The organism is Variovorax sp. GW531-E2 (genome assembly GCF_059423125.1).
Genome location: NZ_JBWKXQ010000011.1, coordinates 93,504 through 115,365, shown reverse-complemented (window position 1 = coordinate 115,365; position 21,862 = coordinate 93,504). Strand labels below are relative to the sequence as shown.

At 68.3% G+C, this 21,862-nt stretch carries 20 protein-coding genes; 13 read left to right on the top strand and 7 right to left on the bottom strand.

The features are described 5' to 3' along the window. The first annotated feature begins 131 nt into the window (after positions 1–131). Complete coding sequence (locus AC07XP_RS10000; RefSeq protein ID WP_495264553.1) at positions 132–968, top strand: MurR/RpiR family transcriptional regulator; 837 nt, start codon at positions 132–134, stop codon at positions 966–968. Positions 969–1,016: 48 nt separating this feature from the next. On the opposite strand, the gene AC07XP_RS09995 is transcribed toward AC07XP_RS10000, so the two are convergent. Beyond that, positions 1,017–2,249 (bottom strand): RES family NAD+ phosphorylase, encoded by a 1,233-nt coding sequence (locus tag AC07XP_RS09995; RefSeq protein WP_495264552.1) that lies wholly within the window; start codon positions 2,247–2,249, stop codon positions 1,017–1,019. A gap of 384 nt (positions 2,250–2,633) precedes the next feature. Continuing rightward, positions 2,634–3,395 carry an IclR family transcriptional regulator gene (locus tag AC07XP_RS09990; RefSeq protein ID WP_495264551.1) on the bottom strand — a complete coding sequence of 254 codons (762 nt, stop codon included), beginning with the start codon at positions 3,393–3,395 and terminating at the stop codon, positions 2,634–2,636. A gap of 90 nt (positions 3,396–3,485) precedes the next feature. Between AC07XP_RS09990 and AC07XP_RS09985 the strand changes: the two genes are divergently transcribed. The 5 genes from AC07XP_RS09985 to AC07XP_RS09965 are packed head-to-tail and all read left to right on the top strand — an operon-like array spanning position 3,486 to position 9,668. After that, positions 3,486–4,283 (top strand): enoyl-CoA hydratase, encoded by a 798-nt coding sequence (locus AC07XP_RS09985; protein WP_070059491.1) that lies wholly within the window; start codon positions 3,486–3,488, stop codon positions 4,281–4,283. A gap of 3 nt (positions 4,284–4,286) precedes the next feature. Beyond that, entirely contained in the window at positions 4,287–6,374 is a 2,088-nt protein-coding gene (locus AC07XP_RS09980; protein ID WP_495264550.1) for an acetate--CoA ligase family protein, read from the top strand. Positions 6,375–6,412: 38 nt separating this feature from the next. Beyond that, the gene (locus tag AC07XP_RS09975; RefSeq protein WP_495264549.1) at positions 6,413–7,381 is read left to right on the top strand and encodes a tripartite tricarboxylate transporter substrate binding protein; all 969 of its coding nucleotides are present in this window, start codon (positions 6,413–6,415) and stop codon (positions 7,379–7,381) included. 40 nt (positions 7,382–7,421) lie between these two features. Next, complete coding sequence (locus tag AC07XP_RS09970; protein ID WP_495264548.1) at positions 7,422–8,612, top strand: acyl-CoA dehydrogenase family protein; 1,191 nt, start codon at positions 7,422–7,424, stop codon at positions 8,610–8,612. Positions 8,613–8,636: 24 nt separating this feature from the next. Beyond that, on the top strand, positions 8,637–9,668 hold the full coding sequence (locus tag AC07XP_RS09965) for an acyl-CoA dehydrogenase family protein (protein ID WP_495264547.1): 1,032 nt from the start codon (positions 8,637–8,639) through the stop codon (positions 9,666–9,668). A gap of 6 nt (positions 9,669–9,674) precedes the next feature. Here the strand turns inward: AC07XP_RS09965 and AC07XP_RS09960 are convergent, their stop codons facing one another. After that, a complete protein-coding gene (locus AC07XP_RS09960; protein ID WP_495264546.1) occupies positions 9,675–10,328 on the bottom strand; it encodes a TetR/AcrR family transcriptional regulator in 654 nt (217 codons plus the stop codon). A gap of 119 nt (positions 10,329–10,447) precedes the next feature. Between AC07XP_RS09960 and AC07XP_RS09955 the strand changes: the two genes are divergently transcribed. From AC07XP_RS09955 to AC07XP_RS09930, 6 genes are all read left to right on the top strand, one after another. Next, on the top strand, positions 10,448–10,984 hold the full coding sequence (locus AC07XP_RS09955; RefSeq protein ID WP_390344961.1) for a peroxiredoxin-like family protein: 537 nt from the start codon (positions 10,448–10,450) through the stop codon (positions 10,982–10,984). Between the two features lie 273 nt (positions 10,985–11,257). Continuing rightward, on the top strand, positions 11,258–12,712 hold the full coding sequence (locus tag AC07XP_RS09950) for an MFS transporter (RefSeq protein WP_495264545.1): 1,455 nt from the start codon (positions 11,258–11,260) through the stop codon (positions 12,710–12,712). A gap of 40 nt (positions 12,713–12,752) precedes the next feature. Further along, positions 12,753–13,412 (top strand): aspartate/glutamate racemase family protein, encoded by a 660-nt coding sequence (locus AC07XP_RS09945; protein ID WP_495264544.1) that lies wholly within the window; start codon positions 12,753–12,755, stop codon positions 13,410–13,412. A 269-nt stretch (positions 13,413–13,681) separates the two neighbouring features. Continuing rightward, a complete protein-coding gene (locus AC07XP_RS09940) occupies positions 13,682–14,434 on the top strand; it encodes a hypothetical protein (RefSeq protein WP_495264543.1) in 753 nt (250 codons plus the stop codon). Next, entirely contained in the window at positions 14,431–15,435 is a 1,005-nt protein-coding gene (locus AC07XP_RS09935) for a hypothetical protein (protein ID WP_495264542.1), read from the top strand. The genes AC07XP_RS09940 and AC07XP_RS09935 overlap by 4 nt, the downstream gene beginning before the upstream one ends. A gap of 166 nt (positions 15,436–15,601) precedes the next feature. After that, on the top strand, positions 15,602–17,356 hold the full coding sequence (locus AC07XP_RS09930) for a carboxylesterase/lipase family protein (protein WP_495264541.1): 1,755 nt from the start codon (positions 15,602–15,604) through the stop codon (positions 17,354–17,356). Between the two features lie 17 nt (positions 17,357–17,373). Here the strand turns inward: AC07XP_RS09930 and AC07XP_RS09925 are convergent, their stop codons facing one another. Together AC07XP_RS09925 and AC07XP_RS09920 are read right to left on the bottom strand one after the other, a co-directional pair. After that, positions 17,374–18,006, bottom strand: coding sequence for a response regulator (locus AC07XP_RS09925; protein ID WP_062476788.1), 633 nt, complete (start codon positions 18,004–18,006; stop codon positions 17,374–17,376). Beyond that, on the bottom strand, positions 18,003–19,067 hold the full coding sequence (locus tag AC07XP_RS09920; RefSeq protein WP_495264540.1) for a sensor histidine kinase: 1,065 nt from the start codon (positions 19,065–19,067) through the stop codon (positions 18,003–18,005). The genes AC07XP_RS09925 and AC07XP_RS09920 overlap by 4 nt, the downstream gene beginning before the upstream one ends. Positions 19,068–19,189: 122 nt before the next feature. Here AC07XP_RS09920 and AC07XP_RS09915 point away from each other — a divergent pair, with 122 nt between their 5' ends. Beyond that, complete coding sequence (locus AC07XP_RS09915) at positions 19,190–20,386, top strand: ABC transporter substrate-binding protein (protein ID WP_495264539.1); 1,197 nt, start codon at positions 19,190–19,192, stop codon at positions 20,384–20,386. Positions 20,387–20,408: 22 nt separating this feature from the next. Here the strand turns inward: AC07XP_RS09915 and AC07XP_RS09910 are convergent, their stop codons facing one another. Further along, complete coding sequence (locus AC07XP_RS09910; RefSeq protein ID WP_062476784.1) at positions 20,409–20,867, bottom strand: RidA family protein; 459 nt, start codon at positions 20,865–20,867, stop codon at positions 20,409–20,411. Then, positions 20,864–21,856 (bottom strand): transglutaminase family protein, encoded by a 993-nt coding sequence (locus tag AC07XP_RS09905; RefSeq protein ID WP_307694111.1) that lies wholly within the window; start codon positions 21,854–21,856, stop codon positions 20,864–20,866. Before AC07XP_RS09905 ends, AC07XP_RS09910 begins: the two co-directional genes overlap by 4 nt. Positions 21,857–21,862: the final 6 nt, after the last annotated feature.

Sequence of the window (21,862 nt, the reverse complement as noted above, 5' to 3'; positions counted from 1 at the left end):
CGCCGAAGGTGGCGATCCCAAGGTAACGCGTGGCGTGGGGGGCGTCATGGGACTTTAGTCCAATGCCTGCGCTTGCCCGAGGCCGCGGGGGCGGCATGGCATCATCGTGCGCCGCTTCCCACCGCCCACCCATGTCCGCCGATTCCTTCGTCCGCCGCGTTCGCAGCCAGCTCGAACAGCTGTCCGCGACCGAACGCCAGCTTGCCGATTTCGTCCTGGAGTTTCCCGGCGAGCTGGCCAGCTATGCGGGGAACGAACTCGCGGAGCTGGCGGGCGTGTCGCCCTCCACGGTGAGCCGCTTCATCCGACGCATCGGCTACGAGAACTACGAGGAGGCGCGGCGCCAGGTGCGCGAAGAAAAGCAGACCGGCTCGCCGCTGTTCCAGAACGCCACCGAAGCTTCCAAGCGCGGGCACCTCGTGGCCACGCACTTCCAGCAGTCGCAGGCCAACCTGGCGAGCACCTTCGAGCGCCTGAGCGACAAGCAGATGGCCGAGATCGTGAAGGCGATCATCGGCGCGGGGCAGGTGCTGATCTTCGGCACGCGCAGCAGCCATGCGTTCGCGCTGTACCTGCGCTGGCAGATCATCCAGGTGGTGCCGCGCGTCACGGCGATTCCGGGCCCCGGCGAAACGCTGGCCGAGCACCTGGCGGGGCTGGGCGAGCGCGACTGCGTGATCGTGTTCGGCACGCGCCGCCAGACGCGCCAGCTCGACACGCTGCTGGCGGGCGCGCAGCGCGTCGGCGCGAAGATCGTCTACATCAGCGACCGCGCCTCGCCCGATTTCGCGGGCGCCACGTGGTCGCTGCAATGCGACTGCCGCGGCCCGGGGCTGCTCGACAACCACGCGGCCGTGATGGGCGTGTGCGACCTGATCGCCACGATGGTGATCGAGGCCGCCGGCTCGGCCGGTCGCAAGCGGCTGGCGGCGATCGAGCTGGGGCACGAGGAAAACGGCGAGTTCTGAGGGGGCGGCTCTGGGCGCTCGACCGGTTTTTTCTCAATAGCTCAACGTTTACCGCGATTGCTCGAAGTCGTACCGCACGGCACCGATTCGATAGACATCCACGGCATCGCTCGGAATCGTTAGGCCAAAGGTTGGGCGCCAATCCGGAGCAATCAAGTTAGCCAAGGCATCTCTGTCGAAAAGTACGTAGTTAACCCCACTTTCGTGTTGAACCGAGCGAAAGGCAATCCCATCAAATTTCTGATTTCTTTCGTAGCGGATGAACTCTGCTAACGCTTGCGTCACAACGTAGTCGCTGTCATTCGCTCTTGCTGGCCGTGCAATCTCCTCATGAAGGTACTCAAGGAGAAGACGAAGATTCATCCGGTCTTGGTAATCGGGCGAGAGAATACTGAGGCGACGATGTGCAAGTCGGACGCTTAGTGCATTGAAGTCAAAGAGCTTTAGGGGAATCGTAGATCGAAATCGTCCTACCGCAACAAGGTCGCCGATGGAGGGCCTTACCTCTGCGATGCATGTTTCAACGTCGCGAGAGGCGTAGAGCAACGGGACACCTGCAGGACTCATCCGGTTGTTAGCCGCTCGTTCCTTCGGTGGTGCACCTAGCTCCTTGGTGGGATTGTCCTTAAACGCGACAACTTGTGAAGCATCACCTGCGATTCGAGCCCGATAGAAAACCGTATCAGCTGGAAGCGTCTTAACTACGGCGGGTGCTCCAGGATTTTCTTGATCTTCCGCATCGAGTGCTTCCGCAATAAGTGAATCGAAGAATCTCCTAGCTCGATCGTTGAAGAAGCGGCGACCATGGGCGAGTTCGTTCGCGATGTCTTTCCAGCCACCAACCACATACCATCGTTCATGCTCTTCTGAATCGAACGGGCTGGGTTTTATTTGGTACTCCTGGCCATGGAAGTAGAAGTCTTCCTCTTTCGCCTGGGGGTCAATCAAGTGCTCCGCCACGGCCTCGGCGAAGGAGTCGCTGCAGCATCCGATGGCCTGCTTGATGATGTCCTCTAGAGACTTTTCATACCCGGGATGCAGGTCGTAGTCCACTTCGTAGTGACGGGGTAGTGCCTCGCCTATGAGCGTTGCGACGTCTCCAGGCGTGAGTGCATATGCCACGCTTTCGCCGCAAGCGACGCAATTCCGTTCGGCATGCAGCGCCAACTTTCGCTCTTTTAGTATGTAGTCGTCGAAACATTGCGGGCACAAAAACATCGTTTCACGATTCTCAATCTCTAGGAAGATTTGAGAAAACAATTCTTTGGTTCGAGGTGGCATTCGTTTTTTTAGAGCCGCTGCGGCTTTGTTTTCCTGAGAAAGAGTACTACTCGAATCGTCCCGGGTGGCGTGGAGGTCGGAGCGATCTAGGTCAAGCCTCTACCGTAGTAGATTGGCTGGAGAGTTGTCGATAGCAGTTTGCCTCAGCCGCTTGCGGGGGTACTTCAGATGGGCTCTAGCAGGTGGCGACGGTCTGCTCACTCAGCTGCTAACGATGCGCTGCAGCACTTGATTGTGCAACTGGCCGCGATCAGGTTCTCGCACGCCAGTCGATGCTAGGAAGTATCTGTGCCCCAGATCTACACACTGACTTGCCGAACGCGCTCGATATGGAGCAAAAGAACCTCGTTGTGATACGGCGCCCATGTATCTCACGTGCTGGCACTACGCGCTTGTGTCACCCGAAGGCAACTGCGCCTTCAACAACTGCGCCATCTCCTTCTTGCGCGCCGGCGGCAGCCGCGGCGTGATGGCGCCGAAGCTGATCGCGGCCAACGTCGTGGCCGACGCCGCGAAGGTGCGCCCCACGCCCGACACCCCTTCGGTGAGCGTGTCCACGATGTCCGCATGGCCCGCCGCGCGTGTGCGCTTCACGGCCTGCTTCATGCGCTCGCGGGTGAAGCCGGCCTGCGCGTACTCGGCGGTGTGGCGCTCGAGGATGCGGTCGATCTCGGCATCGGTGAGCGCGGCCATCAGCGCCAGCCCGCCCGCGCCCAGGCCCAGCAGGCGGCGCCCGCCGACGTCGGTGGTGAACACCTTCACCGGAAAGTGCCCCTCCTCGCGGTGCAGGCACACGCAGTAGTCGCCCTGGCGGATCACGAGGAACACGGTGTCGCCCGACATGCGCGCGAGCTTTTGCATGAGGGCGCGGCAGGAGTCCACCAGCGGCACGCGGCGCATCGAGGCGAAGCCCAGCTGCATGGCGTCGATGCCCAGGCGGTAGGCCTTGCCGTCGGGGTCGCGTTCGGCGAACTGCTCCTCGGCCAGGCACGACAGCAGGCGGTGCACGGTGGAGCGCTCCAGCCCCGAGGCGGCGATCACCTCGGTGAGCTTGATGCCTTTCTCGTGGTGCTCGGCCAGCAGGCGCAGCAGCTGCAAAGCGCGCCGCAGGCTCTGGGCGCCGGCGGTCTCTCTGGGTTCGTCCATATAGTGGGAAAAATTGGAATTAGTGTTTGGGATGCAGGAATTTCGAAGTCTAAACTGCCCCCGCCCCAGACACAGACCCGGAGACACACGATGGCGTACGACACCCTCGAAATCGAACACCACGGCGCCGTGCGCCGCATCCTGCTGGCCCGCGACGCCCAGCGCAACGCCCAGAGCCAGCAGATGCTGGACGAACTCATGGCCGCCTTCGACGACGCCGCGCGCGACGACACGGTGAACGCCGTGGTGCTCGGCGGCAAGGGCGCGCACTTCTCGGCCGGCCACGACCTCAAGCAGGCGCAGGCCGAGCGCGCGAACTTCACCGTGGAAGAGCGCTGGGCCTACGAAGAGCTGCGCTACTTCGACTACTCGATGCGCATCTGGGACTTTCCCAAGCCCACCATCGCGCAGGTGCAGGGCGCCTGCGTGGCGGGCGGCTTCATGATCGCCAACATGTGCGACCTGGTGGTCGCGGGCGAGTCGGCCTTCTTCAGCGACCCCGTGGGCCACACGCTGGGCGCGGCGGCCACCGAGGTGCTGATCCACCCCTGGGTGATGGGCGCGCGCAAGGCCAAGGAAATGCTCTACACCGGCGGCAAGCTGTCGGCGCAGGAGGCGCACGCCATCGGCATGGTGAACCGCGTCGTGCCCGACGCCGAGCTGGCCGACGCCGCGCTGGCGCTGGCGCAGCAGATCGCCAAGGCGCCGCCGTTCGGGCTGCGGCTGATCAAGCGCTCGATCAATCGCACGCTCGACGCGCAGGGCCTGCGCACCGCGCTGGCCGCGCATTTCGACACGCACCAGCTCTCGCACCTGAGCGAGGGCTTTCTCACGGCCCGCGACCGCGGCCTGGCTTCGGCCATCCAGAAGAACCCCGCCTCCGCCTGAACGATGACCTTGCACCGTCTCGAACCCCTGCTGAACCCGGCCTCCATCGCCGTGGTCGGCGCCAGCGGCAATGCCGCGCGCATCGGCGGCATGCCGCTCGCGCACCTCACGACATTCGGCTACCAGGGCGCGATCTACCCGATCAACCCGAAGTACGAAGAAGTCTTCGGCCTGCGCTGCTGGCCCGACCTCGAAGCGCTGCCCGCCGCGCCCGACCTGGTGGTGCTCGCGCTGGCCGCGGCCGAGGTCACGCCGATGCTCAAGCGCTGCCAGGCGCGCGGCGTGCGCGCGGTCATCGTGTATGCCGCGGGCTTTGCCGAAGCCGGTGACGCGGGCGCCGCGCTGCAGGCCGAGCTGGAAGCCTTCGTGGCCACCACCGACATGGTGGTCGCGGGCCCGAACGCCATGGGCTTTGCCAACCTCAACACGCAGGCCCACACCAACTTCGCCTCGGTGTTCAACACCGCGCCGATGCAGCAGGGCTCGGGCCGCGTGAGCCTGCTCACGCAAAGCGGCAACGTCTGCGCGGCCGTGTACGCCATTGCGCGCCGGCTGGGCGTGGACTTCAGCCACTTCATCAACACCGGCAACGAAGCCTGCGTGGACTTCGCGCAGTACCTCGAGTACCTGGCGCAGGACGACGCGACCGAAGTGGGCATCGGCTACATCGAGGAGCTGCGCGACGGCCCGCGCTTCATGGAGGCCGCGGCCGAGTTCGTGCGCCGCGACAAGCTGCTCATCCTCTACAAGGCCGGCGAGACCGAGAAGGGCTCCGAGGCCGTGCGCTCGCACACCTCGGCGCTGGCGGGCGACCAGCAGATCTACCAGGCGGCGTTTCGCCAGCTCAACATCATCCAGAGCCACGACTTCGCGCAGATGGCGCAGCTCGCGCACCTGGCGGGCTACCGGCACCGCAGCGCCGGCAAGCGCGTGGCGATCATCACGATCTCGGGCGCGTTGGGCGCGATCCTGGCGGACAAGTTCATCGGCCAGGGGCTCGACGTGCCCACGCTGTCGCAGCCGCTGCAAGACCAGCTGCGTGCCGGCATTCCCGACTACGGCATGGTCTCCAACCCGGTCGACGTGACGGGCAACGTGGTGAACGACCCCGGCTTCGTGCGCACCGCGATGGAAGCGCTGGCGGTGTCCGACGCCATCGACGCCATCGTGGTCTACGCGCCGGGCTACATGCTCGACCGCATGGCCGACGACCTGTGCGCCGTGGCCGAGAAGCACCCGCGCCTGATCGTCGCCATCGACACCGGCGCCGCGAAGACGCGCGAGCAGCTGCGCGCGGGCGGCGTGCCGGTGTTCGAGGACATCGGCGTGGCCGTGTCGGCGCTGTCGCCCTTCCTGCTGTGGCAGGAGCGGCGCAAGCACAACCCGTGGCTGCAGGTGCGCAGCCAGCCCGCGCCCCCGCGCGCCGCACTGGCAGGCCGCGCCGACGAGCACACCACCAAGCGCTACCTGGCGGAGTTCGGCGTGCAGCCGGTCGACGAGGCCATCGCGCGCACGGCCGACGAAGCCGCGACCGTGGCCGGGCGGCTGGGCTTTCCGGTCGTGCTCAAGGTGCTCAGCGCCGACATCGCGCACAAGACCGAAGCCGGCGGCGTGCGCCTGCGCCTGGGCAATGCGCAGGAGGTGCGCAAGGCCTTCGACGAAGTGATGGCCTCGGCGCGCGCCTACGCGCCCACGGCGCAGATCGACGGCGCGCTGCTGCAGAAGATGGAAGCAGGGCAGGCCGAACTCATCCTCGGCGCCACGCGCGACCCGGTGTTCGGCATGACGCTGACCGTGGGCCTGGGCGGCGTGCTCACCGAGCTGTACAAAGACGTGAGCCACCGCGTGCTGCCGGTCGACGAAGCGATGGCGCGCGACATGCTGGGCGAGCTCAAGGCCTTTCCGCTGCTCACGGGGTATCGCGGCCGGCCGCTGGGCGACGTCGAGGCTGCGTGCCGCGCCATCGCCGGATTTTCACGCGCCGTGCTGGCGCTGCAGGAACAGGCAGACGAGGTCGAAGTCAACCCGCTGCTCGTGAAGGAACAGGGCCAGGGCGTGCGCGCGCTCGACGCGCTGGTCCTGGCTTCGTAGACACAACCACAACCATCGACAGAGACAGGAGACATCCCATGTTCAAGAAAGCACTGGCCTGCGTGGCCCTGGCCGCCGCCGCGCTCATGGGCGGCACCGCCGCGGCGCAGACCTACCCGACCAAGCCGGTCACGCTCGTCGTGCCGTTCTCGCCCGGCGGCGCGGCCGACATCATGTCGCGCCTGCTGGCCGAGCGGCTGCACAAGCGCCTGGGCCAGCCCGTGCTGGTGGAGAACAAGCCCGGCGCCGGCACCATGATCGCGTCGGAATACGTCGCCAAGGCCGCGCCCGACGGCCACACGCTGCTGCTCGCGGCCTCGTCGCTGGGCATCGCGCCGAGCCTGTACAGCAAGGTCAACTACGACCCGGTGAAAGACTTCGCGCCGGTCTCGCAGGTGGCTTCGGTGGTGCACGTGCTGGTGGTGCATCCGAGCATTCCGGCGAAGAACGTGGGCGAGCTCGTGAGCTGGCTCAAGGCCAACCCCAACAAGGCCAATTACGGCTCGGTGGGCGCGGGCACGTCCACGCACCTGGAGGCCGAGCTCTTCAACAGCGTGGCCGGCGTGAAGATGCAGCACATCCCCTACAAGGGCAGCGCGCCCGCGCTCACCGACATGATCGGCGGCCAGCTGCAGGTGATGTTCGACGCGTACGCGTCCTCGGGCCCCTTCATCAAGGACGGCAAGGTGCGCCTCTTGGCCGTGACCACGGCGCAGCGCTCGCAGTCGCTGCCCGATACGCCCACCGTCGCCGAGTCGGGCCTGCCCGGCTACGAGGCCATGCCGTGGCTGGGCGTGGTCGCACCGGCGAAGACGCCCCCGGCGGTCGTGAACAAGCTGTACGACGAGCTGCAAGAGGTGCTCAAGGAGCCCGAGGTGAAGGACAAGTTCCGCAGCCTGGGCCTGGACATCATCGGCAACAAGCCCGAGGAGTTCGCCGCCTTCCTGCGCAAGGACATCGTGAAGTGGGCGAAGGTCATTAAAGACTCCGGCGCCAAGGCCGACTGACACCCGCGAACCATCAGCAAGAACGAGAAAGCAGACAAGCATGCAAGTGGGTTACTCGGCGGAAGACGAAGCCTTCCGCCTCACGTTGCGCGACTGGTTCGAGACGCACTATCCGCGCTTCGTCGCGGCCTGGCCTGGGGGCGCGCCCGACGCCAACGAGCTGACCTGGCGCCGCGCCTGGGAAGACCACGTGTGCCAGGCCGGCTGGTCGGGCCTGGGCTGGCCCGAGGCCCATGGGGGCAAGGCCTGGCCGCTCACGCGGCAGGCCATCTTCCACGAGGAGCAGGCCCGCATCGGCGCGCCGCTGGGCGTGAACATCATCGGCCACGGCATCCTGGCGCCCACGCTGATCCACTTCGCGAGCGAGGCGCAGAAGGCACGCTACCTGCCGGGCATCCTGAGCAACCGCGAGATCTGGTGCCAGGGCTATTCCGAGCCCGGCGCGGGCTCCGACCTCGCGGCGCTGTCCACGCGGGCCGAGCGGCGCGGCGACCACTACGTGCTCAACGGCCACAAGGTGTGGACCTCGTTCGCACACATTGCCGACCACTGCTTCGTGCTCGCGCGCACCGACGCCGCGGCCGCGCGGCACAAGGGCATCAGTTTCCTGCTGGTCGACATGAAGAGCCCCGGCGTGCGCGTGGAGCCCATCCGCCAGATCACGGGCGAGTCGGACTTCAACGAGGTCTTCTTCGAGGACGTGAAGGTGCCGCTCGACGCGCTGGTGGGTGAAGAGAACGGCGGCTGGCGGCTGGCCATGGCCGCCGCGAGCTTCGAGCGCGGCACCTACTTCATTCCGCGCCAGGTGCGCTTCACGCAGGAGCTGGGCGCGCTCACGCGGTTGGCGGCCGGCGTGCAGAGGGGCGGACGCCCCGCGCTCGACTGCCCGCACCTGCGGCGCGACCTCGCGCGGCTGGCGGTCGACAGCCACGTGCTCAAGCTCAAGTCGTACCGCGCGCTCACGCACGCGATGCGCGGCGGCCCGCCGGGGCCCGAGGGCTCGTCGACCAAGCTGCACTGGAGCGAGTCGCACCAGAAGCTGCTCGCCACGGCCATGGAAGTGCTGGGCGAGCGCGCGCTGGCCGGCCCCGAGCCCACGGGCGCTGACCCGCAGGCCGCGGCCTGGGTGCGCGACTACCTGTGGACGCGCGCCGAAACCATCCTGGCGGGCACCTCCGAAGTGCAGCGCAACATCCTGGCCGAGCAGATGCTGGGCCTGCCCAAGAACTGATTGAAGACGACGACACGACCCGCCATGGATTTCGCATTGAACGACGAGCAGCAGATGCTGCACGCGTCGGCCCACCGTTTCTTCGCCGACCACCACCCGCTCGCGCGCGCACGGCGTGCCTTGCCCTGGACCGATGCCACGCAGCAGTCGCTGTGGGCCGACATGGCCGGCATGGGCTGGATGGCGCTGCTGGTGCCCGAGGTGCACGACGGTTTGGGGCTCGGCATGAGCGAGGCCTGCATCGTGGCCGAGGCTGCAGGCCAGCAGCTGTTGAACCTGCCGCTGGCTGGCAGCGCCGTGCTGTTGCCGCTGTGGCTGCAGGCCTGTGGCGATGCACCGCCCGAGTCGCTCCGCGACTGGGTGCGCGCGGCGATGGCGGGCGAGCGCGCCTTCCATTGCATCGCGCAGGGCGATGCATGGATCGAGCACGCAGGGCAGGCGTCGGACCTCGTGGTGGTGCAGGGCTGGCATGACGACACCGTGCCGCTGCGCGTCGCGCTGCGGCCGATGCCTGAGGGCGCTGTGTCCGATGCGCTCGACCCTACGTTGCGACAAGCACCGACGACTCCCGCGCCGTCACTCGCATGGGAGACGTTGCCCATCGCCCCCGAATCACGTGCCCGCGTGCGCGCCGCCCACCGCGTCGCGCTGTCGGCGGAACTCGTCGGCGTCGCGCAGGCCGCACTCGACCTCGCCAGCGCCTACGCCCGCGAGCGCGTGCAGTTCGGCAAGCCCATCGGCAGCTACCAGGCCATCAAGCACCAGCTCGCCAACGCCTGGATGGGCGTGGACAACGCGCGCCTGGCCGTGCGCTATGCCGCTGCCGCACTCGACGGCGGCCTGCCGGACTGGCGCTTTGCCTGCGCCGCCGCCGAGTTCACGGCCATCGAAGGCGTGCAGCAGGCCACGCGCACAGCCATCCAGGTGCATGGGGGCATGGGCTTCACCTGGGAGCACGACGCGCACCTGTACCTGAAGCGCGCGCAGCACCTGGCGACGCGCCTGGGCGGTGCGTCGCGCGCGCTGGACCAGGTCGAGGCGCTGGCCCTGGCCTGAGCGGCGTCAGGCCTGCGCCGCAGGAGCGTCTGCGCGCAGGCCATCGATCAGCAGCGACAGGCTCGCCCGGAACTCGGTCTCCGCATCGCTGGCCGTGGCGGCGGTGGCGATCTCGATCAGGTGCGGGAACCGGTCCGGCGGCAACGCCTGGAAGCGCGCGATGGTGTCATCGGGCGATTCGTCGGCCTGCAGCGTGAGCGGCCCGGCCAGCTCCGCCTGTGCGGCGCCCATGATGAGCGCGGACACGGCGCGAAAACCCACGAGCAGGCGGGCGCCGCTGCGGCCGCTCTGGGCCAGCGTGCGCAGCAGGGCTTCGGTCACTTCGAACACCGCGGGCGAGCGGCTGCGCTTCGTGAGGATCAGCGGAATCACATGGGGATGGTCGCGGATCACGCGCCACAGCGCGATCGCGATGTCCTCTAGCGCTTCGTGCCAGGGCAGGCGGTCGTCGGTCTCCCAGCGCACCTTGCCCAGCACCGCCTCGACCACCAGCATCTCCAGCTCTTCGCGTTGCGACACGTAGTTGTAGAGCGTCATCGCGCCGGTTTCGAGCCGGCTCGCGAGCGCGCGCATGGTCAGGCCGGAGAGGCCTTCCGCATCGACCAGCGCCAGCGCGGCCTGCTGGAGCTGTTCACGGGTGAATTTGGCGGGACGTCCCACGCTTGACTCCGTTCTCGAAGAGCTTGTAAAGTAATAAACGTACAGTGTACTTAAAAATCGGAAGACGCTTTCCAGCCACCCGGCCCGGCGTCTTCGCAACCCTTCCTGAAGGATCATCGATGAAGTTCTCGCCCGGCGATGTGGTGCCCGCCACGGCCCTGGAAACGATCCACGGAAAGCCCTTGCAGCTGCCGGACGCCGGTTCGCGCTGGGTCCACCTGCAGTTTCGCCGCTTCGCGGGCTGCCCGGTCTGCAACTTCCATCTGATGACCTTCGCCCGAAGGCAGGGCGAGCTGGCGGCGGCGGGCATCCGCGAGGTCGTGCTCTTTCACTCGTCCGCGCAGGAGATGCGCAAGTACCAGGCGCAGCTGCCGTTCGACTGCGTGGCCGACCCCGCCAAGGCGCACTACCGGCGCTTCGGCGTGGAAACCTCGCGGCTGGCGTTCCTGCATCCGCGCGTCTTCTGGAGCGGCCTGCGCTGGGTGCTCGCGACGGGCCGCTTCTACAGGAAGGCGGAGAACGGCATCACGGGTTTGCCGGCCGACGTGCTCATCGACGCGCGGGGCACCGTGGTCGCCGTCAAGTACGGCGGGCACGCGGACGATCATTGGGAGGTCGACGAGCTGCTGGCGCTGGCCGGCGCCGCGAGTTCCTAGACAGAAGTGCACGCCTGCGGTGCGCGAGCGCACGCTGCAGGTGCGCATGCGCGGCTCTTTCCAGCCCGACCCCGGAGAACCCGTCTTCCAGGCCCGAAAACCACCCGGCATGAAGCTTGCAAACGCTCGCAATTGAATGAAATTTGAATTTCAACTATTCAAAGTAGGTGAAATCCATATGCCATTCAGGCGCGATGCGGCCTACGATGCGATCCGCGACACCGGGCTGCACCGCGCAAGCAAGCACTTCATTCCTTCTCAAGGGGTTTTTCCATGGCTGGACCTGCACTCTCCTCCGGGCCCGACTCGCCCCGAGTCGCGGAGCTCGATCGCGCGCTCGACACCGTCGGCGTCACGCGCTCGCACCACACGATCATCTTCCTGATCCTCATCGGCTGCCTGTTCGATGCCTTCGAGCAGAACGCGGTGGGCATCGTCGGCCCGATGCTGCGCGAGCAGTGGGGGCTGAGCGCGTCGGACATCGGCTTCCTGAACACCGTCACCTTCGCCTGCGCGGCCATCGGACGGATCATTTCGGGCTTCATCGCCGACCGCTACGGCCGCCGCGTGATGCTGTCGATCGACCTGCTGCTGTTCACGCTCGGCGCGGGCATCTGCGCGATGGCACCCAACTTCACGGTGATGGCGCTGGGCCGCGCGGTCGTGGGCTTCGGGCTGGGCGGCGAGATCGCCATTGCCGTGACCATGCTGGCCGAGTTCTGTTCGACCAAGTTCCGCGGCACGGCCGTGGGGATGGTGAACGTGGGCGCAGGCGGGCTGGGCAACTTCCTGGCACCGGGCTTCGGCCTGCTGGTGTTCTGGATGTTCCCGGGCGACAACGCCTGGCGCTGGCTGTTCGCCTGCCTCATGGTGCCGGCGCTGCTGGGCGCCTTCTACCGTCGCTACATCCCCGAGACGCCGCGCTTCCTGCTGTCGCAGGGCCGCGTGAAGGAGACCAACGCGGTGCTGTCGCGCCTCGCCTCGGGGAAGCTGTCGGGCAAGCCAGCGGCGCCCCAGCAATACATCACCGACGACGGCACACTCGCGCAGGCCGCCCGGCCGAAGGTGCGCGTGACCGAGATCTTCCGCGGCGCGCTGGCGCGGCGCACGGTGCCGTTGTGCATCACGATCTGGATGACCTATGGCGCGCAGATCTCGGTGCTCACGCTGATGCCGACCATCCTCGTGACGCTGGGCTACAGCATGTCCAAGAGCCTGCTGTTCACGATGGTGATGCAGGGCGGCAGCCTGCTGGGCGCCATCGCGGCCTCGCTGCTGGGCTTTCACTTTCCGCGCAAGCGCGTGCTGACGGCCGGCGCCGTGTGCGCCTGCCTCGCGGCGCTGACCATCGGCTTCGTGGCCAAGAGCATCGTCGTGATCCTCATTGCGGGCGCGGTGTTCCAGTTCTTCGTGCTGCTGCTCAACACCACCATCTGGATCTTTGCGCCCGAGCTGTACCCGACGCGCGTGCGCGCCTTCGGCACGGCCTTCATCCTCGCCACGGGCACGGCGGCCGGCGCGCTGATGCCGCTGGTGGCGGGCCGCCTGTTCGACAGCTTCGGGCTGGTCGGCGTGTTCGGCCTGGCCGCCGCGATGTACGCGGTGTTCGTCGCCAGCGTGCAGTGCGTGCCCGAGACCTACGGCCAGTCGCCCGATGCGCTGCCGCTGCCCGGTGAGGCCGAGGCCGAAGACCGCGCACCGGGCGCGACGCTGGCCCGCTCGAACTGAGCCACGCACCGAACGATCTCCAAAGAAAGCGTTTTTCCGCATGCCCGACATCCTGCTCATCAACCCCAACGCCTCCGTCGCCACCACCGACATGATGGTCGGCATCGCGTCCGCCGAAGCGCCCGCCGGTTGCCGCGTGACCGGCCGCACGGCGGTGCAGGGCCCGCCGATGATCGTCAACGAAGACGAGCTGAACGCGGCCGCGCTCGAAGTGCAGAAGGTGTGGCGCGCGGCGGCGGGCGAGGGCTGGGACGGCGTGATCGTCAGCGCATTCGGCGACCCCGGCGTGGCGCTGCTGCGGCGCGAAGCCGGCGTGCCCGTGGTCGGCATCGCCGAAGCCTCGATGCTCGCGGCGGGCGAGGGCGGGCGGCGCTTCGGCATCGCTACCGTCACGCCCGACCTCGTGGCGCCCATCGAAGCGCGCGCCGCCGCGCTCGGGCTGGGCGCGCAGTTCAGCGGCATCCGCCTCACGCAAGGCGATCCGCGCGCGCTCGCGGCCGATGCGAAGGCGCTCGAAGAGGCCTTGGCGCAGGCCGTGCAACGCTGCATCGACGACGACGGCGCGCAGGCCGTGATCATCGGCGGCGGTCCGCTCGGGCAGGCCGCACTCGCGCTCGCGCCGCGCTTCGAAGTGCCGGTGATCGCGCCGATCGGTGCCGCGATGCGGCTGCTGTGTTCGAAGCTCGCGGTCACACCCTAAGACGTTCGTCGCGGCGATGAGGTGCGATGCGTTTTGGCAATGAACGCCTTCTAGAATGAAACGACACACTTGTCCGCAAACATCGGGCAAGCCGCATCGTTCGTTTTCTTTCTTGCATGCCTCACCTTCGACCGCGTTCCGCTTTCCTCGCTTTTCTTCTCCTCTCTTCCCTCGGCGCCGTCGCACAAACCGCGACACCCCAGCTGGTCCTCGTGCCGCATCACGAGCGCGCCCCGGAAACATCCCAAGCCCCCGCACTCGACCTTGCCGTGACGCGCTTCGCGGGCATGGCGTCGGGCTCGTACTACTGGCCCGAAGGCCTGCTGGCCGAGCAGCTGATCTCGGGCCTGGCCTCGCGCCCCGACCGCAAGCAGCAGGCGCTGCCTGACGGCCAACGACTGCTTTCGTCGTACCGCCGACCCTACGACGGCGGCGAGCGCGCGGCCGTGCTGGTCGACGACCGCAGCGGTGACGTGCTGGCCGCCGCACTGGTGCATCGCAGCTGCGGCAAGGACTCGTCGTCGAGCGGTTGCCTCGACGACCAGCACGCGGTGCTCTCGGTCTTCCTGCGCCCCGGCCTCGACCGCACCAAGGCGCAATCGCTGGTCGCATGGAGCCAGCAGGTTCCCGACCGCATGCAGGGCGGCGAGGGCGTGGGCGAGAAGATCGCCACGACCGAGTACGTCACGATGGACGCCGCGCGCACCACGGCGCGTCCCATCGTGCGGCCCAACAAGGCCTTCTCCGCGCAAGTGCCGCTGTACCCCAAGGCGCTGATCTACGGCACCGCGCAGGACGCACTGAGCGACGCCAAGGCCAAGCGCGTGCTGCGCCTGCAGACCGTCGACACGCCACAGCAGGTGCTGGCGTTCTACAAGCAGCTGTCGCCGCCGCTGAAGGACATCGAGTCCAGCGACGGCTTCATCGCCGGCAGCCGCAACGGCCTGAGCTTCTCCGTCAGCACGACGGTCCCGCGCGACATGCCCGCGATCACGAACATCGAAGTGGAAATTTCCGAATGAAGAAGACATTGATTCCGGCGGCGCTCGCGTCGCTGGTGTTCGCCTGCGCGTCCGCAGCCCATGCACAGGACGCTGCCGCGCCCGTCACGACCGAACTGCCGCCGCCCACGCTGCGCCTCAGCGAGCAGACGCGCATCCGCAGCGCTGTGATCGGCCTGGTCGGCTACGCGCGCGGCAGCTACACCGAGCCCGACACGCTGATCGCGCAGCAGCTGCTCGAAGGCATGCGCTCGAAGTTCGACGTCACGCGCACCGTGTGGCCCGACGGCCGCCAGGTGATCGCCTCGGTCGGCGGCGGCGGCCATGGTGAAGAGCGCGCGGCGATGCTGATCGACGCCGACGGCCGTGTGCAGGCGGTGGGGCTGGTCAACGGCCATTGCCGCGCGGCTGCCAAGCGCGACGATCCCAAGGTGTGCAACCCCTTGCCGCAGACCGTGCTGTCGGTCTTCCAGCGTGCCGGTGCCAGCCAGGCCGACGCCGCGCCGCTGGTGGCCTGGAGCAAGCAACTGCCCTCGTTCCTCGCGGCCATGGCCGACAGCGACGATCCGGCGGACGTGGCCGCCGCGCAGAAGATCGCCAGCGTCGAATACATCACCGGCCAGCCGGGCGTGCCGGGCTGGCGCGCCGAGCAATTGCCGCCGGGCTTCCCGGCGTCGTTGCATCCGCTGCTGGTGCAGACGGCCGAGGTGAACAGCACCGCCAGCGCCGGCAAGATCGTGCTGCCCAAGGGGCTGGCCGGCCTGCCGATGCGCACGGCCTACCAGAGCGCTCAGCGCCCCGAGGCGCGGCTGCCCGACGCCGAGGTCACGCTGCGCAGCTACGAGCCGATCGCCAAGCTGGTCGACGTCTACCGCGAACTCGCCAAGGGCGCGACGCTGGACGAAGAGGGCCGCGAGGTCGTCTTCAACGGCACCGACGGCGCGGGCCGCTACAGCGTGCGCCTGCGCGACGCGAAGGAAACCGGCGTGTACATCACCGTGGCGAGCTGGAAGCGCAAGTAGCAGCCGCCAAGCGTTGCATGGCCCTTTGCGGGCCGGATGTCAATCGGAGGATTCTTGCCGCCCCCCTGCGATGACACCGAGGCGGGCGGGGCAGGGTGCTCACGAGAATCGATGCATGACCGAGGCCGTCAGAGCCCGCCGCATCCACCTCGAGGAGACAACCACCATGCACCGCTCCCGTTCTCTCGCAGGCCTCGTTCGCCTGCTGCTTCGCACCACCGTCCTGTGGGCGCTCGCGATGCTCGCGGCGCCCGCGCTGGCCGCCTACAACCAGAGCCTCACGCGCACGCTGGACGCCGGCCAGATCTACGGCAAGGTCGCGGCCAACAACACGCACGCCTTCCTGGGCATTCCCTTCGCGCAGCCGCCCGTCGGCAACCTGCGCTGGCGCGCCCCGCAGCCGCCGCAGCCGTGGAGCGGCGCGCGTGCCGCGACCACGCTGGCCGGCATGTGCGCGCAGGTCGGCAACCCCTTCGGCGAGCCCGACCCGGCCACCTTCGGCCAGCCCGTGGGCACCGAAGACTGCCTGTACCTGAACGTGTGGCGCCCGAACTCCAGCGCCGAGAACCTGCCGGTGTTCTTCTGGATCCACGGCGGCAGCAACACCAAGGGCTCGGCGCGCGAGCCGGCCTACGACGGCGCCTACCTGGCGCAGAAGGCCAACATGGTGGTGGTCACCGTGCAGTACCGCATGGGCATGCTGGGCTGGCTGAACCACCCGGCCATGAAGACCGGCAACGCGCTGGACGATTCGGGCAACTTCACCACGCTGGACCTCGTGCGCGCGCTCGACTGGGTGAAGGCCAACGCGCGCGCCTTCGGTGGCAACCCGGGGCAGGTGACGGTGGCGGGCCAGTCGGCCGGTTGCATCAACACCTGGGGCCTGCTGCAGTCGCCACTGGCCGACGGCAAGTTCCACCGCGCACTGTGCATGTCGGGCGTGCCCAATGCGTACCCGCCGGTGGTGGGCACGCTGGCGGCCGACTCGCTCATCGACAACCTGCTGGTCGACACCGGCCGCGCCTCGACCACGCTGCAGGCCGCGGCGCAGCGCCTGACCATGAGCGCCGCCGACATCGCCGCCTTGCTGCGCGGTGCGAGCGCGGCGCAGATCATGAAGTTCACGCCCAGCCCCGTGGTGCCGGGCCACTTCACCGACGGCACCGTGATCCGCGCGAGCGGGCTGCCCGGCCTGCTGGCGGGCAACTACAACAAGATGCCGCTGATGATCGGCTCCACGCACGACGAGGGCTCGTACTTCGCCTTCCTGTTCGGCATGGGCCAGCCCTCGCAGCAGGAGCTGTGGAACCTGACCAACTACGCGGCGCCCGGCAGCGTGACCTTCAACCAGCTGATCAAGCCCGAGTTCCGGCCGATCTACACGCAGACGCATGAAGTGATCAGCTACGCGCTGGACAACGTGATCGACAACGTGATCCGCGTGCTGCGCCTGCAGAACGGCGACATCTACCGCTACAACTACAACTGGGACGACACGCCGCAGCCCTGGAAGGACACCTTCGGCGCGTTCCACGGCATCGACGTGGCGGCGCTGTTCGGCAACTTCGTGACCGACGAGCCGAACTTCATGCGCTTTGCCTGGAGCGGCGCGAACGCAAGCAGCCGCAAGGCGCTGTCGGACAAGTTCATCGGCCACGCGGCGAGCTTTGCCCGCTACGGTGCACCGAGCCGCATGTTCGACGGCCAGACGACCTGGAACAACTGGACCAACTTCGTGTGCCTGCTGTGCAGCAAGCGCATGGTCTTCGACAACCAGCCGCGCATGTCGGCCGACGACTACCTGTTCTTCTGGCCGCGCTACTCGCTGCTGTCGCCGCAGCAGCGCGAGTTCCTGTTCCAGCAGATCGACTTCAACGCGCTGCCCGATTCGGTCGACCCGCTGCGCAACGGTACCCGCTGATTTCCTGAAAGAGCCAGCTACTGGATGATCCCGTGCCGCACGGCATAGAGCACCAGCTCCGCCGTGCTGGCCACGCCCAGCTTGTCGAGGATGTTGCTGCGGTGCGTGCTCACGGTCTTCACGCTGATGAGCATCTCGTCGCCGATGGCCGTGAGCGACAGGCCCTTGAGCATCATGAGCATGATCTGGTGCTCGCGCACCGTGAGCCGCTGGTGCGCGGGGCGGTCGTCGCGGCCTTCGAGCTGGCCGCTGACCTGCGAGGCGGCGCGCGCACTCAGGTACTGGCCGCCGGCCGCCACGCAGCGGATCGCGCGCACCAGCTCGGCGGGCTCCGCGTCTTTCGCGATGTAGCCGCGCGCGCCGGCCTGGATGGCGACCAGCGCGTACTGTTCCTCGGCGTACATCGACAGCATGAGCACCGGCAGCGCGGGCTGCAGCGCGCGGATCGAGGCCAGCACCTCCAGGCCGTTGCGGCCTTCCATGTTGATGTCCAGCAGCACCACGTCGAAGCGGCGCTGGCGCACCAGCTCGAGCGCCTCGGCGCCGTTGCCGGCCTCGGCGGTGGTGCGCAGGTCGGTCTCGTCGAGCAGCAGCCGCTGCAGGCCCGAGCGGAAGATCGTGTGGTCGTCGACCATCAGGATGTCGATCATGCCGGGCCGCTCTCCGGCTGCAGCAGCGGCACGCTCAGCGCCAGCCGCGTGCCCGCGCCGGGCGCCGCGTGGATGTGCAGCTCGCCGCCGATCTCGCGCGCGCGTTCGCGCATGCTCAGAAGGCCCAGCGCGCTGCCCTCGGGCGCGTCGGGGTCGAAGCCGCAGCCGTCGTCGTGCAGCGCGAGCCGCAGGCGCTCGCCGTCCACGCGCAGCCGCACGTCCACGCGCTGCGCCTTCGCGTGGCGCAGGACGTTCGTCAGGCCTTCCTGGAAGATGCGGTAGACGGCGGTGGCCTGCTTGGGCGCGAGCCGCAGCGCGGGCGCGTCGGTGTCCAGCGAATGCAGCACGCCCGAGCGGCGCGTGAAGGCCAGCAGCTCATGGGCCAGCGCCACCGACAGGTCGAGGTGGTCGAGCGCGCTGGGGCGCAGCGCCTCCGAGATCTGCTTGACCGTGTCGATGGTCTGCTGCGTGAGCGCGATCAGGCCCTGCGTGAGCGCCTGCACCTCGGGGTTGTCGGCGCGGCGCTGGATGCGCGTGGCGTCCATCTTGATCGAGGTCAGCATGCCGCCGAGCACGTCGTGCACGTCGCGCGACAGCGCCAGCCGCTGTTCCTCGAGCTTGTTGGCGGTGTAGGCGGCCAGGGCCTGCAGCTGCTCGCGCGAGCGCTGGCGTTCTTCCTCGTTGCGCACGCGGTCGGTCACGTCCACGCCCACGCCCATCACGGCCGGACGGCCCCGGTGCTCGATGCGCGAGCCGTGGACTTCGACGAAGCGCACGCGCCCGTCGCGGTGCAGGCCGCGCGTGATGAAGTGCATGCTCGGCGGATTGCCCGCCAGCCGGATGCGGATGCGCGAGCGCACGACTTCCACGAAGTCGGGCGGCACGATCTCGGCCAGCGACATGCCGGTCATTTCTTCTGCGGTGTAGCCCACGATGGCGGCCCAGGTCGCGTTGCAGTAGACGAAGCGGTCGTCCTGGATCACGTAGATGCCCGCCACCGCCTGTTCGACGATGGTGTCGAAGGGCATGTCCTGCAGGCTCTCGCGGGCGGGTGCTGTCATGGGGGCGGGCGGTGGCGCGCTGCATGATAGGTCGCGGGCCGCGCCGCACGGCCGCGCCCGAGGGTTTGCGAGCAGCAGGGTTCCCCGTAGCGCCGGCCGGAAATGTCCGATGGCCGCCGCGCATGGTGCGCCGCCAAGATCGGGGCCCGCCTGCTTCAGGCTGCCCCACGGCCGGCGACGCCGGCAAGGACGACACGACGATGGTCTACCGCTGGCTTGCGCCTCTGCTCCTCCTGTGCCTGGGCCTGCCGGGCCGCGCCGACGAGATCGTGGTGGGGCAGTCGCTGCCGTTGAGCGGGCCGCTCGGCGAGGCCGGGCGCAACGTGAAGGACGGCATCGACGCCTACCTGGCGCGCGTGCAGCGCGAGGGCCTGCTCGGGCGCCACAAGCTGGTGTGGCGCGCGCTGGACGACGGCTACTCGGTGGAGCGCCACACGCAGAACATCCGCCAGCTCGTGGTGCAGGACAAGGTCGATGCGCTGGGCCTGTCGGCCGGCACCTCGCACATCGACGCGGCCTACCCGACGATGCGCGAGGCGGGCACGCCGCTGATCGGCGCGATGACCGGCGCGTCGGCGCTGCACGGCGCGCAGCGCGCGCTCATCTACCACCTGCGCGCAAGCTACGCCGACGAGGTGCGCCAGTTGGTCGCGCAGGCCGTGTCGGTGCGGCAGCGGCGCGTGTTCGCGGTCTGGCAGGACGACGGGCTGGGGCGCGATGCGTTTGCCGCGCTCGAGATCGCGCTGCGCGGCGCGGGCATCGAACTCGTGGGGCAGCAGGGCGTGGCGTTGGCGCAGATGGACGGCGCCGCGCTGGCCGCGAGCGTGCGCGCGGCCAAGCCCGATGCGCTGTTCGCGCTGTGCGTGACGCCATGTGGGGTGAAGCTGCTGTCGGGGTTGGCGGCAGAAAGTGGCGTGGCACGGCCGACGCCGTACATGCTCTCGATCGTCAACGGCGAGGTGCTCGCCAAGAGCGTGGGGCCGGCGGCGCGCGGCACCGTGATCTCGCAGGTCATGCCCAACCCGCGGCTGGCGACCTCGCCGCTGGTGCAGCGCTACCAGCAGGACATGCGCAGCCACATGGGCCGCGACGAGTTCAGCTATTTTTCGCTGGAAGGGTACGTGGTGGCGATGGTGACGGTGGAGGCGGCGCGCTCGGCGCTGGCCGCTTCACCGCGCCGCTCGATGCAGGACGCCATGAAGCTGATGCTGCGGCGTGAGATCGAGGGGATTCCGGTGTCGAGTGGCGACGATCCGGGTGTGCGTCCGCACCCAGTGACGCTTTCAATGATCGGAAACGGAGGGCGGCTCATTCATTGAGGCTGAGCCGCCCTGAAGAAGATCAGCCGATCTCTGCGATCAGCTCGATCTCGACGCAGGCGCCCATCGGGATCTGCGCCACGCCGAAGGCGCTGCGTGCATGCGCGCCCTTTTCGGGGCCGAACACTTCGGCGAAGAACTCGCTGGCGCCGTTGGTCACCAGGTGCTGCTCGGTGAAGGTGCCGACCGAGTTCACGAGGCTCATCACCTTGACGATGCGCTTGACCTTGTTCAGGTCGCCCACGGCCGCGTGCAGCGTGCCGAGCAGGTCGATGGCGATGGCGCGTGCGGCCTGCTTGCCTTCGTCGGTGCCGATGTTGGCGCCGAGCTGGCCGACCCAGACCTTGCCGTCCTTCTTGGCGATGTGGCCCGACAGGAACACGAGGTTGCCGGTCTGCACGAAGGGCACGTAGGCGGCGGCGGGTGCGGACACCGGGGGCAGGGAAATGCCGAGGCTGGAAAGCTTGTCGTAAACGCTCATGGAGACTCCTGATCTGGGGATGATGATGACGATGACGGGGGTGATTGTGTCTGTGTTTGCGCCGCCGACGCCGGCAGCTGCACCACTTCCCCCACGGGTTGCACGGTCACGCCGACATGCAGCGTGTGGCGCGCGCCGCCATGCAGCACGCCGCGCATCGGCGAGACGTCGGAGTAGTCGCGCCCGATGGCGAGCGTGACGTAGTCCTCGCCGGGCTGGCGGCCGTTGGTGGGGTCGAAGTCGGCCCAGTCGCCCACGCTCTCGGGGCCTTCGCCCTCGCCGGGCAGATACACCGACACCCACGCGTGCGAGGCGTCGGCGCCGACCAGGCGCGGCTGGCCCGGCGGCGGCTGCGTGAGCAGGTAGCCGCTCACGTAGCGCGCCGGCAGCCCCATGGCGCGAAAGCACGCGATGAGGATGTGGGCGAAGTCCTGGCACACGCCCTTGCGCTGCGCCAAGGCCTCGACGGCGGGGGTGTTGATCTCGGTGCTGTCGGCGTCGTAGGCGAAGTCGCGGTACATGCGCTCGGTGAGGTCCATCGCCACGTCGAAGGTGGGACGCTCGGGCACGAAGCTGGCGCGCGCGTAGGCGACGAAGTCGTCGTGACGCGGCACGTACGGCGAGGGAAAGACGAACTCCGAGGCGGGGTCGAAGGGCGCGTCCTTGCGAAAGCGGAAGCGCTCGCGCACGGTCTCCCAGGGCAGCTCGCGCGCCACGGCGGGCGAGAGCACGGGTGCCGACGTTTTCACGACGCTTTCGGCCGTGACGATGAGGTGGTCGTGCGTGCTTTCGAGCGCGAAGAAGGCGCGCGTGTTGCCGTACAGGTCGGGCACTTCGTTGCGTTGCGCGGGCGCGGGGTCGATCGTGAGCTGGTGGCTCACGAGCTCCTGCGAGGCGGTGGCCAGCGGGCGCAGGTGCGCCAGGTGCTGCGCCGTCTCGACCGCCGGCGCGTACGCGTAGCGCGTTTCGTGGGTGACGTGCAGCAGCATCGCGCG

Coding starts and splice junctions, on each gene's coding strand:
- AC07XP_RS10000 (WP_495264553.1), top strand. CDS start 132: ATGTCCGCCGATTCCTTCGTCCGCCGCGTTCGCAGCCAGCTCGAACAG.
- AC07XP_RS09995 (WP_495264552.1), bottom strand. CDS start 2,249: ATGCCACCTCGAACCAAAGAATTGTTTTCTCAAATCTTCCTAGAGATT.
- AC07XP_RS09990 (WP_495264551.1), bottom strand. CDS start 3,395: ATGGACGAACCCAGAGAGACCGCCGGCGCCCAGAGCCTGCGGCGCGCT.
- AC07XP_RS09985 (WP_070059491.1), top strand. CDS start 3,486: ATGGCGTACGACACCCTCGAAATCGAACACCACGGCGCCGTGCGCCGC.
- AC07XP_RS09980 (WP_495264550.1), top strand. CDS start 4,287: ATGACCTTGCACCGTCTCGAACCCCTGCTGAACCCGGCCTCCATCGCC.
- AC07XP_RS09975 (WP_495264549.1), top strand. CDS start 6,413: ATGTTCAAGAAAGCACTGGCCTGCGTGGCCCTGGCCGCCGCCGCGCTC.
- AC07XP_RS09970 (WP_495264548.1), top strand. CDS start 7,422: ATGCAAGTGGGTTACTCGGCGGAAGACGAAGCCTTCCGCCTCACGTTG.
- AC07XP_RS09965 (WP_495264547.1), top strand. CDS start 8,637: ATGGATTTCGCATTGAACGACGAGCAGCAGATGCTGCACGCGTCGGCC.
- AC07XP_RS09955 (WP_390344961.1), top strand. CDS start 10,448: ATGAAGTTCTCGCCCGGCGATGTGGTGCCCGCCACGGCCCTGGAAACG.
- AC07XP_RS09950 (WP_495264545.1), top strand. CDS start 11,258: ATGGCTGGACCTGCACTCTCCTCCGGGCCCGACTCGCCCCGAGTCGCG.
- AC07XP_RS09945 (WP_495264544.1), top strand. CDS start 12,753: ATGCCCGACATCCTGCTCATCAACCCCAACGCCTCCGTCGCCACCACC.
- AC07XP_RS09935 (WP_495264542.1), top strand. CDS start 14,431: ATGAAGAAGACATTGATTCCGGCGGCGCTCGCGTCGCTGGTGTTCGCC.
- AC07XP_RS09930 (WP_495264541.1), top strand. CDS start 15,602: ATGCACCGCTCCCGTTCTCTCGCAGGCCTCGTTCGCCTGCTGCTTCGC.
- AC07XP_RS09925 (WP_062476788.1), bottom strand. CDS start 18,006: ATGATCGACATCCTGATGGTCGACGACCACACGATCTTCCGCTCGGGC.
- AC07XP_RS09920 (WP_495264540.1), bottom strand. CDS start 19,067: ATGACAGCACCCGCCCGCGAGAGCCTGCAGGACATGCCCTTCGACACC.
- AC07XP_RS09915 (WP_495264539.1), top strand. CDS start 19,190: ATGGTGCGCCGCCAAGATCGGGGCCCGCCTGCTTCAGGCTGCCCCACG.
- AC07XP_RS09910 (WP_062476784.1), bottom strand. CDS start 20,867: ATGAGCGTTTACGACAAGCTTTCCAGCCTCGGCATTTCCCTGCCCCCG.
- AC07XP_RS09905 (WP_307694111.1), bottom strand. CDS start 21,856: ATGCTGCTGCACGTCACCCACGAAACGCGCTACGCGTACGCGCCGGCG.